General features: G+C 70.6%; 14 protein-coding genes. 8 read left to right on the top strand and 6 right to left on the bottom strand.

Going from position 1 to position 14,955, the window contains the following annotated elements; translation table 11 throughout:
• Positions 1-49: 49 nt before the first annotated feature.
• Positions 50-403 carry a DoxX family protein gene (locus HPY32_RS13220; RefSeq protein ID WP_067581022.1) on the top strand — a complete coding sequence of 118 codons (354 nt, stop codon included), beginning with the start codon at positions 50-52 and terminating at the stop codon, positions 401-403.
• Between the two features lie 37 nt (positions 404-440).
• Positions 441-2,057 carry a carboxyl transferase domain-containing protein gene (locus HPY32_RS13215; RefSeq protein ID WP_309247522.1) on the top strand — a complete coding sequence of 539 codons (1,617 nt, stop codon included), beginning with the start codon at positions 441-443 and terminating at the stop codon, positions 2,055-2,057.
• A gap of 325 nt (positions 2,058-2,382) precedes the next feature.
• Here HPY32_RS13215 and HPY32_RS13210 read toward each other — a convergent pair whose 3' ends face one another.
• Entirely contained in the window at positions 2,383-2,925 is a 543-nt protein-coding gene (locus tag HPY32_RS13210) for a hypothetical protein (RefSeq protein ID WP_171982854.1), read from the bottom strand.
• Positions 2,922-3,212 (bottom strand): helix-turn-helix transcriptional regulator, encoded by a 291-nt coding sequence (locus HPY32_RS13205; protein ID WP_067581028.1) that lies wholly within the window; start codon positions 3,210-3,212, stop codon positions 2,922-2,924. Before HPY32_RS13205 ends, HPY32_RS13210 begins: the two co-directional genes overlap by 4 nt.
• 98 nt (positions 3,213-3,310) lie before the next feature.
• On the opposite strand from HPY32_RS13205, the gene HPY32_RS13200 reads away from it, so the two are divergent.
• Positions 3,311-4,168, top strand: coding sequence for an aldo/keto reductase (locus tag HPY32_RS13200; protein WP_067581030.1), 858 nt, complete (start codon positions 3,311-3,313; stop codon positions 4,166-4,168).
• Positions 4,169-4,180: 12 nt separating this feature from the next.
• On the opposite strand, the gene HPY32_RS13195 is transcribed toward HPY32_RS13200, so the two are convergent.
• A complete protein-coding gene (locus HPY32_RS13195; RefSeq protein WP_373686631.1) occupies positions 4,181-5,329 on the bottom strand; it encodes an FAD-dependent oxidoreductase in 1,149 nt (382 codons plus the stop codon).
• 100 nt (positions 5,330-5,429) lie between these two features.
• Between HPY32_RS13195 and HPY32_RS13190 the strand changes: the two genes are divergently transcribed.
• From HPY32_RS13190 to HPY32_RS13170, 5 genes are all read left to right on the top strand, one after another.
• Entirely contained in the window at positions 5,430-6,155 is a 726-nt protein-coding gene (locus HPY32_RS13190; protein ID WP_067585251.1) for an enoyl-CoA hydratase, read from the top strand.
• Positions 6,155-7,312, top strand: a complete 1,158-nt coding sequence (locus HPY32_RS13185; RefSeq protein ID WP_082870816.1) for an MBL fold metallo-hydrolase — start codon at positions 6,155-6,157, stop codon at positions 7,310-7,312. Before HPY32_RS13190 ends, HPY32_RS13185 begins: the two co-directional genes overlap by 1 nt.
• Positions 7,313-7,347: 35 nt before the next feature.
• On the top strand, positions 7,348-7,590 hold the full coding sequence (locus HPY32_RS13180; RefSeq protein WP_067581032.1) for an antitoxin: 243 nt from the start codon (positions 7,348-7,350) through the stop codon (positions 7,588-7,590).
• Positions 7,591-7,693: 103 nt separating this feature from the next.
• Positions 7,694-9,955 carry an ATP-dependent DNA ligase gene (locus HPY32_RS13175; protein WP_067581034.1) on the top strand — a complete coding sequence of 754 codons (2,262 nt, stop codon included), beginning with the start codon at positions 7,694-7,696 and terminating at the stop codon, positions 9,953-9,955.
• Positions 9,956-10,283: 328 nt separating this feature from the next.
• Positions 10,284-11,471, top strand: coding sequence for a lipase family protein (locus HPY32_RS13170; protein ID WP_067585253.1), 1,188 nt, complete (start codon positions 10,284-10,286; stop codon positions 11,469-11,471).
• On the opposite strand, the gene HPY32_RS46145 is transcribed toward HPY32_RS13170, so the two are convergent.
• Genes HPY32_RS46145 through HPY32_RS13150 form a run of 3 tightly spaced genes read right to left on the bottom strand, consistent with a single transcriptional unit; the run spans position 11,446 to position 14,929 of the window.
• Positions 11,446-12,096: an alpha/beta hydrolase fold domain-containing protein gene (locus tag HPY32_RS46145; protein WP_269456476.1), complete on the bottom strand. Its 651-nt coding sequence runs from the start codon at positions 12,094-12,096 to the stop codon at positions 11,446-11,448. The two genes, HPY32_RS13170 and HPY32_RS46145, sit on opposite strands and share 26 nt — an antisense overlap.
• On the bottom strand, positions 12,060-12,794 hold the full coding sequence (locus HPY32_RS13155) for a CbiQ family ECF transporter T component (RefSeq protein ID WP_067581038.1): 735 nt from the start codon (positions 12,792-12,794) through the stop codon (positions 12,060-12,062). The genes HPY32_RS46145 and HPY32_RS13155 overlap by 37 nt, the downstream gene beginning before the upstream one ends.
• On the bottom strand, positions 12,791-14,929 hold the full coding sequence (locus tag HPY32_RS13150) for an ATP-binding cassette domain-containing protein (RefSeq protein ID WP_067581039.1): 2,139 nt from the start codon (positions 14,927-14,929) through the stop codon (positions 12,791-12,793). The genes HPY32_RS13155 and HPY32_RS13150 overlap by 4 nt, the downstream gene beginning before the upstream one ends.
• Positions 14,930-14,955 lie beyond the last annotated feature (26 nt).

Here is a 14,955-nt window from a genome sequence, read left to right as displayed (position 1 = left end):
GCTGAACAAAGGTTGGGGTTACCCACTGTTCGGCCGAAAGGGAGTTTCGATGCACATCGCGTATCTTGCTGTCACCATCGCCGCGATCGCGGCCAATGGCGGGATGGCCGTCGCCGACTTCGCCCGCGCCGGATTCGTGCTGGCGAATTCCGGTGCGGTGGGGTTGCGTCCGTCCTGGGTTCCGGCGCTCGGGGCACTGAAGGCGGCGGGGGCGATCGGGCTGGTGCTCGGGCTGCTGGGTGCGCGGCCGATCGGTATCGCGGCGGCGGGTGGGTTGGTGCTGTTCTTCGTGGGCGCGATGATCGTGCACGTGCGGGCCGGGGTGATCCGCAATATCGCGTTCCCTGGCGCGTATCTCGCGCTGGCGGCCGGGTCGCTCGGGCTAGCCCTCGCGGCGGTGTGAGCCAGGCATTCGCCGCGAGCCCGGTTAGGCTCTGACCGTGACGATCTCGGCGCGGGAGCTGCTGGACGGACTGCTCGATCCCGGCTCGTTCGTGAGCTGGGACCGGCCGCCGATCGAGGTCGCCGCCGCGCCGGGCTACCGCGCGGAGCTGCGGGCCGCCGCCGAGCGCACCGGCATCGATGAGGCGGTGCTGACCGGTGAGGGCCGCCTGCGCGGGCGCCGGGTGGCGGTGATCGCGTGCGAATTCGGTTTCCTGGCCGGTTCGGTCGGGGTGGCGGCCGCCGAGCGGATCGTGACCGCGGTCGAGCGGGCCACCGACCTCGGCCTGCCGCTGCTGGCCTCGCCGACCTCCGGCGGCACCCGGATGCAGGAGGGCACCGTCGCCTTCGTGCAGATGGTGAAGATCGCGGGCGCGGTGGCGACCCACAAGACCCGCGGCCATCCGTACCTGGTCTACCTGCGCAGCCCGACCATGGGCGGCGTCTTCGCCTCCTGGGGTTCCCTGGGCCACATGACCTTCGCCGAACCCGGAGCCCTCATCGGCTTCCTAGGCCCCCGCGTCTACGAGGCCCTCTACGGCCACCCCTTCCCCCCGGGCGTCCAAACCGCCGAAAACCTCTACCACAGCGGCGTAATCGACGGCGTCGTCCCCATCACGATATTCCGCCGCATCGCCCACCGAGTATTGAACGTGGTGAGTCCCCTTGCCGGAGACAATAATTCGCCCACGGGACCTCATGGCCCTGGCGCGCCCCCTCCCGTTGGTCCCGGTGCGCCTCCTCCCGTTGGTCTCGGCGTGCCCCCTCCCGATATCCCCGGCGCGTCCCCTCCCAATGTCCCCGGCACGCTTTTGGCCGGGGCCCACCCCGAGAACACCACCCCCGCATGGGAATCCGTCCGCATCTCCCGTCGCCCCGATCGCCCCGGCATTCGGGAGCTACTACGTCATGTGACGGACCGGGTCCCGCTCAGTGGCACCGGCCAAGGGGAGGCGGATCGGACCGTCGTGCATGCCTTTGCCCGGCTGCGCGGCCAGCCGTGCGTGATATTCGGTCACGATCGTGCCGGGCAGAGCGGCGAGAACACCATGGGCCCGGCTGCGCTGCGGGAGGCTCGGCGCAGCATGCGGCTGGCGGAGGAGCTGCGGCTCCCGCTGGTGCTGGTGATCGATACCGTCGGCGCGGCGCTGTCGCAGGAGGCCGAGGAGCGCGGCCTCGCCCCCGAAATCGCCCGCTGCCTGGCCGATCTCGTCACCCTCGACACCCCCACGGTCTCGGTCCTGCTGGGCCAGGGCAGCGGCGGCGGCGCACTCGCCCTCCTCCCCGCCGACCGCGTCCTGGCCGCCACCCACGGCTGGCTCGCCCCCCTCCCACCCGAGGGCGCCAGCGCCATCGTCTACCGCGACACCGACCACGCCGCGAAACTGGCCACCGCCCAACGCATCCGCTCCCTCGACCTACTGGCCGACGGCATAGTGGACCGCATAGTCCCCGAATTCCCCGACGCCGCAACCGAACCCATAGACTTCGCCCGCCGCATGATCTCCACCATCGCCGAAGAACTATCCACCCTACGCACCCACCCCCTCCCCACCCTCCGCACCACCCGCCACACCCGCTACCGCCGCCTGGGCCTGCCCACGCCCACACCATGATCCCGGTCCGCGCGCGCTCACGATGATCCCGGCCATGCGCTCGCCGTGATCCCGGTCGCGTGCTCACGATGGTTCCGGTCGTGCGCCCCACGATGGTTCCGGCCGGGTGCTCACGATGGTTCCGGTCGTGCGCCCCACCGTGATCCCGGTCGTGCGCTCGCCGTGATCCCGGTCGCGTGCTCACGATGATCCCGGTCGTGCGCCCCCATGGTCCCGGTCGCGCCCACACCGTGATCCCGGCGTGCTTTTGGCCGGGATCTCACGCAAGATTCCGGCCGAAAGCACGCCGGAATCATGAAGGGCGCGAGCGGGATCGAAGGGTGGGTCAGGGCTCGGGGTCCGGGTCCGGGCGGGTCCAGGCCAGGATCATCCCGGGGGTGCAACCACCGGCGAGGAGGGCGGCCAGGGCCATGGTGCCACCGGCGTATGCCGTGCGGAAGGCGTCGGCGTCGGGGAGGAATGCCCCGATCAGGATCAGGTAGAAGACCGGGATCACCGTGAGTCCCTGGGTTACCGCGAGCCCCATGGATCGGGCGGTATTGCGCTGCTCGATCTCCATCTCGTCGAGTGCCTGATCGGGCGCGTTGTCGTGACTGTCGAGGGTGATGCGCAGAATGCCCCACGCGGGAATGAACCCCAGCGCCACGGGTATCAGGGCCACCGGCAACCAGCGCAGGTCGAACACGCACAGCAGGCCGATCACGAACATCGTGATAATCGCCGCGGCGACGACGATCACGAGCGTGCGTCGCCGCGCGCGAGTGCGCCAGCCGGGCAGCATCCCGGCCGTCTTCTGCTCGCGCTCCTGCCAGCGGCGGACTCGATACTCCTGGTAGCGATCCAGCAGGCCGATGCTCGGGTGGGTCATGACTGTCCTTCCTGGGCTGCGGGGCCGGGGCGGCGGTAGAGCTCGGCCGACAGTGGGCTGAACTCGGTGCGGGAGAACACCGCCTCGACCGGCAGGCCGAACACGTCGCAGATGCGCAGGGCCAGATCGAGGCTGGGGTAGTGATCGCCACGCTCGAGCGCGCCGATGGTCTGGGTATTGACGTTGACGGCCTCGGCGAGGGCCGCGCGACTCATTCGATGCTCCGCCCGCAAGACCGCGATTCGATTGAAAATCGGGAGGGTTTCCCCCCTTCGGACTGGGCTCACACAACAGAGTGTTAGGAAAACACAACAGATTGTCAAGTGTGTACCAACACGCGCCGAGGGTCGTTGACGGCTCGGCAAACCCCTTCTACGGTCGAAAGGTGACCTTTCGCAGCGAGTCCAGCTCAGTGCCGTCCGTTGTGCTCAACGACGGAAATGTGATCCCCAAGCTCGGTTTCGGCGTGTTCCAGGTCGCCGACGAGGAGGCGTTCGACACCGTCACCGCGGCCCTGCGGGCCGGATATCGCAGCATCGACACCGCGGCGATCTACGGCAACGAGGCCGAGGTGGGCCGGGCCATCCGGGAATTCGGGCTACCGCGCGACGAGGTCTATGTCACCACCAAGCTGTGGAACGCCGAACAGGGCTACGACTCGACGCTGCGCGCCTTCGACGCCAGCATGGCGCGCCTCGGCCTGGACTACCTGGACCTGTATCTCATCCACTGGCCGGTCGCCCAGGCCGACCGCTATGTCGACACCTTCCGCGCCTTCCAATCGCTGAAGTCGCAGGGCCTGATTCGCTCGATCGGCGTCTCCAACTTCAACCGCGACCATCTGGAGCGGGTCATCGGCGAGACCGGCGAGACCCCCTCGGTCAATCAGATCGAGTTACATCCCAGCCTCGGCCAGGCGGAGCTACGCGCCTTCCACGCCGAACAGGGCATCGCCACCGAGGCGTGGAGCCCCCTGGGCCAGGGCGCGGAGCTGAAGGACCCCACCATCGCCCGGATCGCCGCCGACACCGGCCGCACCCCGGCCCAGGTGATCATCCGCTGGCACCTGCAACTCGGCAATATCGTCATCCCGAAGTCGGTGAACCCCAGCCGAATCCAAGAGAACTTCGACGTATTCACCTTCGACCTCGGCCCGGACCAGATGCGGACCATCTCCGCCCTGGACACCGGTTCACGCGTCGGCCCCGACCCGTCCGAATTCACCGCGGGCCTGAACGTCTGAGGTCGCGGGACCTCAGCGCAACCCCAAATACGTAGTCAGCTCCGCCGCCGCGGCCCGCCCCGCTCGATTGGCTCCGATGGTGCTGGCCGACGGCCCGTAACCGAGTAGGTGGATGCGGGGGTCGGCGGCGACCTGGGTGGCGAGGCGGCCGGACATGGTGATTCCGCCGCCGGGGCCGCGCAGGCGCAGCGGGGCGAGATGGTCCAGGGCGCTACGAAAACCGGTCGCCCACAGGATGACCTGGGCGGGCTGGAAGGTGTCGTCGGCCCAGCGGACCCCGTCGGGTTCGATGCGCCGGAACATCGGATGCCAGTCCAGCGCCCCGCGGGCGCGCGCCGCCCGGACCCGGTCGTCGACGGGCAGCCCGGTCACCGACACCACCGAGCGCGGCGGCAGCCCGCGGCGCACCCGGTCCTCGACCAGGGCCACCGCGCGCCGCCCGTCGTCGGCCGAGAACGGACCCTCCCGCCACCGCGGCCGCGTGCGCGACACCCACGTGGTGCTCGTGACCTGCGAGATCTCGTCCAGCAGCTGCACCGCCGAAATCCCCGCCCCGACCACCACCACATGCTTGCCCGCGAATTCCGCCGCCGTCCGATAGTCGTGCGCGTGCAGCTGCCGCCCGGCGAAGGTCTCCGCCCCGCGGTAGTACGGGATGAACGGCTTGTCCCAGGTTCCCGTGGCATTGATCAGTCCGCGCACCCGCACGGTCGCCGGATTGCCCAGGGGCACACGGGAATCCGCGGGCGCGGTCTCCGCGTGCAGCAGCCCGTCCACCTCGGCGTCCGGGCAGGTCGACGCCGTCGCACGATCGCACACCACCCGCACGGTGACCGGCCGACGCACCCGCAGATCGAAGCGCTTCTCGTAGAGCGCGAAGTACCGCGGAACCGCGGTAGCGGCGGGGACGCTGTCGGAGCCCGTCGGCAAGGTCTCGGCAAACGACATGCCGGGCAGGTCGTGCACCCGATTCACGGTGCTCAGCGTCAGCGACGGCCAGCGGAACTGCCAGGCCCCGCCCGGTGCGGGCGCCTGGTCCACCATGAGAAAGTCCTGTTCGGGCCGCAATCCGAGGCGTTGGAGGTGATATCCGGCGGACAATCCGGCCTGCCCGGCGCCGATTACCAGGATCTCGAAATCGGGTGCGGTCACCGCCGTCACAGTACGCGGGGTGCGTCGGGTACGGAGAAGCAACCTTACGCCGCATAGAGTGGACGTCGGTCCCATGAACATCGAACAACCGCACGAATGGGGAGGCCAGATGCTCGCAGTGAGCCGCGACGGCGACGTGGTCACCATCGAACTACAGCGTCCGGAGCGCCGCAACGCCCTCAACGAGGAGCTGGTGGCCGCGCTGCACGAGGCCGTCACGACCGCCGCCGCCGATGCCCGGGTCATCGTGCTCACCGGCCAGGGCTCGGTGTTCAGCGCCGGCGCCGATCTGACCGGGGTGTACTCGATGCCCTTCCTGGACGGCCTGCGCGCCATGCTCCGCACCATCGAGTCCCTTCCGGTTCCGGTCATCGCCGCCGTGAACGGTGGCGCGGTCGGCGCGGGCGTGCAGCTCGCGATGGCGTCGGACCTGCGGGTGATGAGCCCCGATTCCTACCTCGCCATCCCGGCCGCGAAACTCGGCATCACCGTGGACGGGTGGACCGTGCGCCGCCTGGTCTCGCTCATCGGCGGCGGCCCGGCGCGCACCGTCCTGCTCGGCGCGGATACCGTATCCGCCGCCGACGCATACACTTTCGGCTTCGCCAACCGGATCGGCACGCTCGCCGACGCGCAGGCGTGGGCGAAGTCGATCGCCGAGCTCGCCCCGCTGTCGCTGCGGCACCTCAAGCTGGTGTTGAACGACGACGGCACCCGCGACGACGCGTCGCCCGAGCAGGCCGAGGCGCTACAGGCCGCCTGGCTCAGCGCCGACGCCCAGGAGGCGCGCCAGGCCCGGGCCGAGAAGCGCGCGGCGAAGTTCGAGGGGCGCTGATGGGCGGCCCGATCGTCACGCTCGCCCGGCGCGTCGCCCTCGGCGCGGCCGGTGCGGTGGGCCTGACCTGGATCGTGCGGGCCGCCTGGGGAATCCCGTCGGCGCTGGGCGCGTCGGTGTCCGCGATCGCCCCGGTGGCGACCGGCTCGGCGGGCTACCGCGACCGGCAGTTCCACAACACCGAGCCGAGCAGTCAGTTCGTCTCCGGATCCGGTGTGTCCCTGCTGTTCTCGGCGCTCACCCGGCGCGGCGCGGGGCATCCGGTGGGCCGCATCCCGCTGGCCGAACCCGAATCCCCGGACGAGGCCGGGGCGCTGGCGGTCACCTGGTACGGCCACGCCTCGGCGCTGCTGGAGATCGACGGCTACCGCATTCTCACCGATCCGGTATGGAGCGAGCGGGTCTCGCCGTCGTCGCTGGTCGGACCCGCCCGCCTGCACCCGGTCCCGCTGCCGGTGGACCGCCTGCCCCGGCTGGACGCCGTCGTCATCTCGCACGACCACTACGACCACCTGGACCGGGAGACGGTCCGTGCACTGATGGACAGCCAGGACGCCCCGTTCATCGTGCCGATCGGCATCGGCGCCCATCTGCGCAAGTGGCAGGTGCCCGACGCGCGGATCGTCGAATTGGATTGGGGCACATCGGTTTCCCTGTCCGAGCTGGACCGCGCCCGGGACGGCGATCTGACGATCACCTGTACCGAGGCCCGGCACTTCTCCGGACGCGGCCTGGTGCGCAACACCACCCTGTGGGCGTCGTGGGCGTTCGCGGGCCCGGCCCATCGCGCCTACTTCGGCGGCGACACCGGCTACACCAAGGCATTCGCCGAGATCGGCGCGACGCTCGGCCCGTTCGACCTGACCCTGCTCCCGATCGGCGCCTACGACGAGCACTGGCCCGACGTGCACATGAATCCGGAGGAGGCGGTCCGCGCGCACGCCGACGTCTGTGTCGGCGACGCGGCGCACGGCCTGCTGGTGCCCATTCACTGGGCCACCTTCAATCTGGCCTTCCACGGCTGGTCCGAACCGGTCCGGCGGCTGGTCACCGCGGCCCGGGCGGCCGGAACCACCGTCGCCGTTCCGCTGCCCGGGCAACGTATCGATGCCAATGCGCTATCGCCGCAGGTCTCATGGTGGGAGGATGTCCGCTAGATCCACCGGAGACCGAGAGTGAAGGAGTAGGACTGATGAGTCTGATGGACACGCTCAAGGGCTTGGTCGGCAAGGGCCGCGATGCCGCCGCCGAGAACGCTGAGAAGATCCACGAGGCAGTGGACAAGGCCGGGGGATTCATCGATGAGAAAACCGGAGGAAAATACTCGGACCAGATCAACAAGGGCGCCGACGCGCTCAAGAACGCCGTTCCCGAGCAGAACCAGCCGGAAACGCCGCCGCCCGCGCCGGAACCACCGGCCGAACCGCAAGGCTGAACTACCCGCCGACGGGCCGTTCGCTGTCCCCATCCGGGACGTGAACGGCCCGTCGTCGTCTCGGCGCTGCCGGGATGTCGGTGCCACCCTCTAGACTTCGAAGATGGTGTCGCGCCGCGACTTCGGGGGCATCGAGGTTGAGCTGAACAACCTCGACAAGGTGCTGTACCCGGCCACGGGCACCACCAAAGGCCAGGTCATCGACTATTTCACCGAGATCGCGCCCGCCCTGCTGCCGCATATCGCCGGGCGCGCGGTCACCCGCAAGCGCTGGCCGAACGGTGTCGAGGAGCCCTCGTTCTTCGAGAAGAATCTGGCCGCGCACGCCCCCCGGTGGATCCACCGCCACACCGTCGCGCATTCCGACCGCCGCGTGGTGTATCCGGTCATCGATTCGGTCGCGGGCCTGGCCTGGCTGGGGCAGCAGGCGGCGCTGGAAATCCATGTGCCGCAATGGCGTTTCGCCGACGGCGAGCGCGGGCCGATCACCCGCCTGGTCTTCGATCTCGACCCGGGCCCCGATGTCGAACTGGCCCAGTGCGCCCGGGTGGCCCTGTCCATTCGCGACACCGTGCGCGACGTCGGGCTGCAGGCGTATCCGGTCACCAGCGGCAGCAAGGGAATTCACGTCTACGTCCCGCTGGATCGGGTGCTGAGCGCGAAGGGCGCGTCCACCGTCGCCAAACAGGTCGCCACCGGCCTGGAGAAGCTGCACCCCGACCTGGTCACCGCCACCATGGCGAAGCGGGCCCGCCCGGGCAAGGTCTTCGTCGACTGGAGCCAGAACAACCCGTCCAAGACCACCATCGCGCCGTATTCGCTGCGCGGCCGCACCCACCCGACGGTGGCGGCACCGCGCACCTGGGCCGAGATCGAGGACCGCAAACGCCTGCGCCAGCTCACCTTCGACGAGGTGCTGGCCCGCTGGCGCGACCGCGGCGACCTCATCGCCGGGCTCGATCCGCCGCTGCCGCAGCGAGATTCGGACCGACTCGACACCTACCGCGCCCGCCGCGACCCGGCCCGCACCCCCGAGCCGGTCCCGTCGGGCCCGCCCGCCGAGGGCGCGGGGGACAGGTTCGTCATCCAGGAGCATCACGCCCGCCGCCTGCACTGGGATCTGCGGCTGGAGCGCGGCGGCGTGCTGGTGTCCTGGGCGGTGCCGAAGGGCCCGCCCACCTCCCGCGACGAGAATCGCCTGGCCGTGCACACCGAGGACCATCCGCTGGAGTACCTCGACTTCCACGGCACCATCCCCAAGGGCGAATATGGCGGCGGCACCATGACCATCTGGGACTCCGGCACCTACGAGACCGAGAAGTGGCGCGAGGACGAGGTCATCGTCCGCCTGCACGGCCACCGCCTGGACGGGCGCTACGCCCTGATCCGGACCGAGGGCAAGCAGTGGCTCATGCACCTGATGAAATCCGAGCCCCGGCAGGAGGTGTCGATACCGGGCAGCGGAAAGTCGCGGCAGCCCACCGCGATGCCGCGCGGGTTGACCCCCATGCTCGCCACCCCCGGCGACGTCTCGGATCTCGACGCCGACGAATGGGCCTTCGAGACCAAGTGGGACGGGTTCCGCCTGATCGCCGAGATCGATTCCGGCGCGGTCGTGTTGCGCAGCCGCGCCGGGAACGTGGTCACCGGCCGCTATCCGCGCCTGGCCGCGCTCGGTACCGAATTGGCCGGGCACAGCGCCGTTCTCGACGGCGAGGCGGTGGTGTTCGACGATCACGGCGCCGCGAATCTCGGTCTGCTGCAACACGATGCGGCGCGGGCGGTGTTCGTCGCCTTCGACGTGCTCTATCTGGACGGCACTTCGCTACTGCGCAAACGATATTCGGATCGGCGGCGGGTGCTCGAGGCGTTGGCCGGGCGCGCGCCCTCGCTGGTGGTCCCGCCCCGGATCGACGGGTCGGGCGCCGAGGCGCTGCGCTACAGCCAGGAGCACGCCATGGAGGGGGTGATCGCCAAGCGCAAGGATTCGGTGTATCTGCCGGGCCGCCGCGGCCAATCCTGGCTCAAGACCCGCAACTGGCGCACCCAGCAGGTGGTGGTCGGCGGCTGGCGGCGCAGCGACGTCCGGCAGTTCGCCTCGCTGCTCATCGGCGTGCCGCACGAGGGGCGGCTGTACTACGTGGGCCGGGTCGGCACCGGCTTCAGCGAACAGGAGATGACCGACCTGACCACCCGCCTGCACCGCCTGGACCGCAAGACCAGCCCGTTCGCCAACGACCTCACCCCCGACGAGCGCAAGGGCGCGGCCTGGGTGACCCCCAAGATCACCGGCACCGTGCGCTACATGAACTGGACCGAAGGTGGCCGCATGTGGCACCCGGCCTGGATCCCCGCCTCGGACTGACGAGCCAGCCGTGGCCAGCCCGGTGCCCTCGAAGGCCGACATGGCGGGTGTGTCGAAGACGATCATGCCCGGCCAGCCATCGCGCCGCTCGGTTGCCACGTCACCGATCAACACGCCCCCGCGCGGACACGCCTAAGTCGTTGACCTGCGGGTATCTCGGCGATACCGTGATGATCCGATGGTGGGGCGCGGTCGCTGCGACAGGCGCTCACCGTGCCTTCGCATCGGGGCGACGATGCGGGAGGCGGTTATGGGGATTTCGTGTGGGTCGGCGGCGGATCGGCAGAGTTCTTGTCGCTCAGCGCTATTGTCGCGATTCCGGTCGGCGGTGATCGCCGGTGTGGCGGCGCTGGCGCTGGCCGCTTTCTCGATACCCGTTGCGCGGGCGGATATTCCGTTCCCGGACGACGATCCGTTCTACGCCGCGCCCGCCGACCTGGCGGCACGGCCGAACGGCGCGCTGCTCGGCGTGCGCGGTATCTCCGTGTTCGGCCTGCCGATCCCGGTGTCGGCCTGGCAATTGCGTTATCGCACAACCGATTCCGAGGGCGCTCCGACGCTCGATGTCGCGACGGTGCTCGTGCCGCCGGTGCCCTGGCCCGGGCCTCGCCCCCTGCTCGCGTATCAGGTCGCCGAGGACAGCCTCGGCACCCGCTGCGCGCCGTCGTTCGCCCTGGGCGGCGGGCGCGACCCCGGCATGGTGAACACGATGCTCGACGTCCCCTTCATGGCGGAGGCGCTGCGCCGGGGCTGGGCGCTGGTGGTCGGCGACTACGAGGGCCCGCACTCCCGCTTCTTCGACGGCGTGACCGCGGGCCACGCGGTGCTCGACGGCCTCCGCGCCGCCCGGCGGTTCGCCCCCGACGGCGTCGGACCCGCGAGTCCCCTTGGGGGATGGGGTTATTCGGGCGGCGCCTTCGCCACCCTGTGGGCCGCCCAGCTGCGCCCCGACTACGCGCCCGAGATCCGGTTCGCGGGCATCTCCACCGGCGGCGTGCCCGCCGACATCCCGGCCATCGCCCGGCGTGTCGACGGCGGCCCCCAGGCGGGCCTCGCCCTGCTCATTCTGCTGGCGCTGTCCCGCAACCACCCCGACTCCGAATTGGCCACCCTGCTCAACGCCCGCGGCCGCGCCGCCCTGACCGAGAACGCCACCGCCTGCGGCTCGGACCTGGTCCCGAAATACTTCGGCGCACACGCGGATGACTTCGCCTCGGTCCCGAACATCCTGTCCCACCCCGCCTTTCGTGCCGTCACCGATCCGAACGAGCTGGGCGGCACGCCCCCCGACACCCCGCTGTACCTGTACCACAGCACAACCGACGACGTCATCCCCGTCGCGGGCTTCTCCGCCCTGCTGAACCGCTACTGCGCCCAGGGCGCGACCCTCACGGCCGTCCACTCCCTCTTCCCCACCCACAACGGCGCGGCCATCGGAGAGGCCTTCGGCGGAATGAACTTCCTGAGCGACAGATTCGCGGGCGTCCCGCCTACCCCCGGATGCTCGATCCGCTGAGATCCCGGGCGCGGATGCGCTGGGTGAGGAACAGGGCCGCGCGGTCGAGGGCCTCGTCCGCCTCGTCGAGAACCCCTGCGAGACACTGGAAGACGTGGGCGACGTCGGCGGTGATGTCGAGGATGACATCCACTCCGGCCGCTCGGGCGCGGGCGGCCAGGCGGGTGGAGTCGTCGAGCCCGCCACCCGCGGAATCACCGGCGAACGCAATGGCCGCCGGATCTTCGCCGCCGTCGAGGAGCGCCCGGTAGGCCCGCAGCGTGTCCTCGATCGCGGCCGGGAACGGATGCTCCGGCGACAGCCGATAATTCACCGACAATGCCCGAAACCCGGTCCGGGCAACCAGTCCGCCTGGAGAGAAAGGGATGGGTTGCCCGCCAACCGAATCCCGCCGATCGGAGGTCGTCGCTGTTGGCGCTGACCGACGAGGGCCGACGGCTGGTGGACGCGGCGTGAACTGCTCGACGGATCGACCGTCGTGGCCGCCGCCGAGGCATTCTCGAAACTCCGCTCGGCGCTGGAGCGCGACAGGATCGGCATGCCCACGGGCTGAGCGCGAAATTACTGGTGCGGCAGGAGGATTCGGGCCTACAGGAAGACGTTCAGTGCGATACCGGCCGCGCACACCGCGGCGACGAGCGCCAGCGCGATCGCGTCGGAGCGGCCGGGCGTGCCCGGATACGCGGTGAGCTGTCCGGTGCCGCCGCGTGCGGTGATGGCCTCGCCGAGTTCCCCTGCGCGACGGGTGGATACGGCCATGGCGGCGGTGAGGATGTCGATCAGCGGGTCGGTGCTGCGCATCAGCAGCGGCTCCTTCGGGCGCAGCCGTCGGGCGGCGCGCAGCACCCGGATCTCGTCGAGCAGCAGCGGCAGGCCGCGCAGCGTCAGCGCGACCACGACCGCCCACTCGTCCACCGGCATCCGCAACCGACGCAGCGGCGCACCGAGTTTCGCGAGCGCCGGGGCGATCTCGCTCATCGGTGTGGTCCAGGCGACCAGGAACGACATGGCCAGCAGGATGAGCCCGAACACCACCACCTGCAGATAGCGCACCGTCGGCGCGAGCCCGGTCGGGGCGTTGAACAGCGCACCGACGCCCATCAGCGCCCAGAACCACCACGGCAGCCGCGGCAGCGTGCCCAGCGGCAGCCGCGCCGCCAGCCCGATCGCCACCAGGAAGACCACCATCAGGCCGAGCACCGGCCAGGACGGCGCGACCATCAGCAGCAGGCTGATCGCGAACGCGCCGATCATCTTGGTGCCCGCCCACAGCCGATGCACGGGGCTGTCGACGGGAACCTGCCGCAGCAGTACGAGACTCATCGCGCCACCCCCGTATCGCCGCCGGTATCGGGCCGATTCAGCCGTAACTGCGCCAGGTGTGCCGATAATCTGTCGGAAGCCACTGTGGGAACGTGGTTTTCGTCGGCCGCGGCCTCGGGCGCGCCGTCCAGGATCAGCCCGGCCCGCAGGTACACGGTGCGATCGCACACGGCGCTCATATCCTCCACATCGTGCGAGATGACGATCAGCGTCAGGCCCGAATCACGCAGGCGGGCAAGCAGTTCCACCACCTCGGCCCGGCCCTGCGGGTCCAGGCCCGCCAGCGGCTCGTCCAGCACCACCACCTGCGGGCGGGCGGCCACCATCGCGGCCAGCACCACCCGCTTGGCCTGCCCACCGGACAATTCCTCGATGGACCGCGACGCCAGCGCCCGGTCCAGCCCGACCGCGTCCAGCGCCCGCCCGACCGCCCCGGTGCCGGTGCCCTGACCCCAGTCCGCGATCTCCTCGGCCACCGTCTGCCGCTGCAGTTGCAGGCGGGAATGCTGAAATGCCAGCTCCACCGCGCCGATTCGCTTGTGCACCGGCCGCGCCCCGCCGAAGTCGCGGAGCTTGCAGCTGCCGGAGGTCGGCACGGTCAGCCCGGCCATGATCCACGCGAGCGTCGATTTACCGGATCCGTTGCCGCCCACGATCAATAGCGCCTCGCCGCGCCGCACCGTGAGGTTCACCCCGTGCAATGCCGGTGCGGCCCATGGGGTTCCGGGGTTGTAGGTGTAGCGCACATCGCGCAGCTCCAGCAGCGGCTCGCCGATCGGCCGCCGCCGCGGGTCGCCCACCGGCCGCGGCCACCGCGGCAGCCCGTCCACCTGCCGCCCGCCGAACAGGTGCACGACCCGATCGGCGGCCGCGGCGTCGGCCTCGTGATGGGTGACCAGCACCACCGCCATCGGATACCGCCGGGGCAGCTCCGCGAGCAGGGCGACGAGTTCGCGGCGGCCCTGCGGGTCGATCATCGAGGTCGCCTCGTCGGCGACGAGCAGCGCGGGCCTGCGCGCCAGCGCGGCGGCCACGGCCAGGCGCTGCTGCTGCCCGCCGGACAGCGTCGCGGTCTCGATGCCGCCCAGGCCGTCGAGACCGACCTCGCGCAGCAGGCCCTCGATATCGACCTCCGCGGCCAGCTCCGGGGACAACCCCCACACCACATCGTCGGCGACCAGCACGCCGAGGGTCTGGCTCTCCGGCCGCTGCAGCACCAACGCGGTGCCGCCGAGCAGGCCCAATCCCGCCGAGCCGGGCCGTTCCACGGTGCCCGACGTCGGCGGCCGCCCGGCCAGCACCCGGGTCAGCGTCGACTTGCCCGAGCCGTTGTGACCCACGACGGCCACGAATTCCCCGACATCCACCGTGAGATCGATGCCGTGCAGCGCGTCGGCCCGCGCGCCCGGATAGCGAAATGCCACGTCGCGCAGCGTGACCGGCAGCGGCGCGACCGGCCGGTCGTCGGCCGGGGCGGCCAGCAGGTCGCGGCCGGGCAGCCAGGTCAGCCGGTCCAGGACCGAACCGAGCACGAACCAGGAGATCACCGCGGTGACGATCATGCCCGCGAGCGCGCCGCCCCCGACGAACGCCCACCACCAGCGCAGCACCAGGTCGACCACCGACACGACCTCGTGCCCGAGCGCGGCCAGCCGATGCTGCCGGGACAGCAGCTTCTCCGCCGCGGTGGCGAAGTTGCGCGCATTGTCGAACAGCAGCTGCCGGGTGGTGCTGAACAGGGCCAGCATGCCCAGCGCGCTCCCGGCCGCGACCAGCCCCGCGATGGTGGACAGCCCGAGCACGGCGGGCAGTCCGCCGCCGCGCCGCTTGACCGTGCCGATGATCCCGCCGATGGTCGCCACGCTGACCACCGCGATCGCCGGAACCATTCCGGCCGCCACGAAGGTGACCAGCGTCGCCGCGATCGCCGCCGTAACACTGGCCCGCAACCGATACCGGTGCGCCAGCAAACCCATGGGAACGGCCGCAACCAATTCCACCGCATGCAGCACCGGCACCAGCGCCCCGACCGTCACCAAACCCACGGTCACGCCCCCGAGAACCGCTGCGGTGGCGAGTTCTATGGAGCGCAGCGGGCCGTGCGTGAGCGGCAGGGTCTGGGGTGGAGCGGTCACAGACCAAGTCTGCCAGCCCGGGCTGA

The sequence above is a fragment of the Nocardia terpenica genome (assembly GCF_013186535.1).
In the GTDB taxonomy this organism is placed as follows: domain Bacteria; phylum Actinomycetota; class Actinomycetes; order Mycobacteriales; family Mycobacteriaceae; genus Nocardia; species Nocardia terpenica.
The sequence above is the reverse complement of the archived record's forward strand: the minus strand, read 5'-3'. Positions and strand labels throughout refer to the sequence as shown.

Bases quoted from the DNA above. Each gene is read 5' to 3' on its own strand.
- HPY32_RS13185 (WP_082870816.1), top strand. From the start codon at position 6,155: ATGGGCGGCCCGATCGTCACGCTCGCCCGGCGCGTCGCCCTCGGCGCG.
- HPY32_RS13210 (WP_171982854.1), bottom strand. From the start codon at position 2,925: ATGACCCACCCGAGCATCGGCCTGCTGGATCGCTACCAGGAGTATCGA.
- HPY32_RS13155 (WP_067581038.1), bottom strand. From the start codon at position 12,794: ATGAGTCTCGTACTGCTGCGGCAGGTTCCCGTCGACAGCCCCGTGCAT.
- HPY32_RS13220 (WP_067581022.1), top strand. From the start codon at position 50: ATGCACATCGCGTATCTTGCTGTCACCATCGCCGCGATCGCGGCCAAT.
- HPY32_RS13190 (WP_067585251.1), top strand. From the start codon at position 5,430: ATGCTCGCAGTGAGCCGCGACGGCGACGTGGTCACCATCGAACTACAG.
- HPY32_RS13175 (WP_067581034.1), top strand. From the start codon at position 7,694: ATGGTGTCGCGCCGCGACTTCGGGGGCATCGAGGTTGAGCTGAACAAC.
- HPY32_RS13180 (WP_067581032.1), top strand. From the start codon at position 7,348: ATGAGTCTGATGGACACGCTCAAGGGCTTGGTCGGCAAGGGCCGCGAT.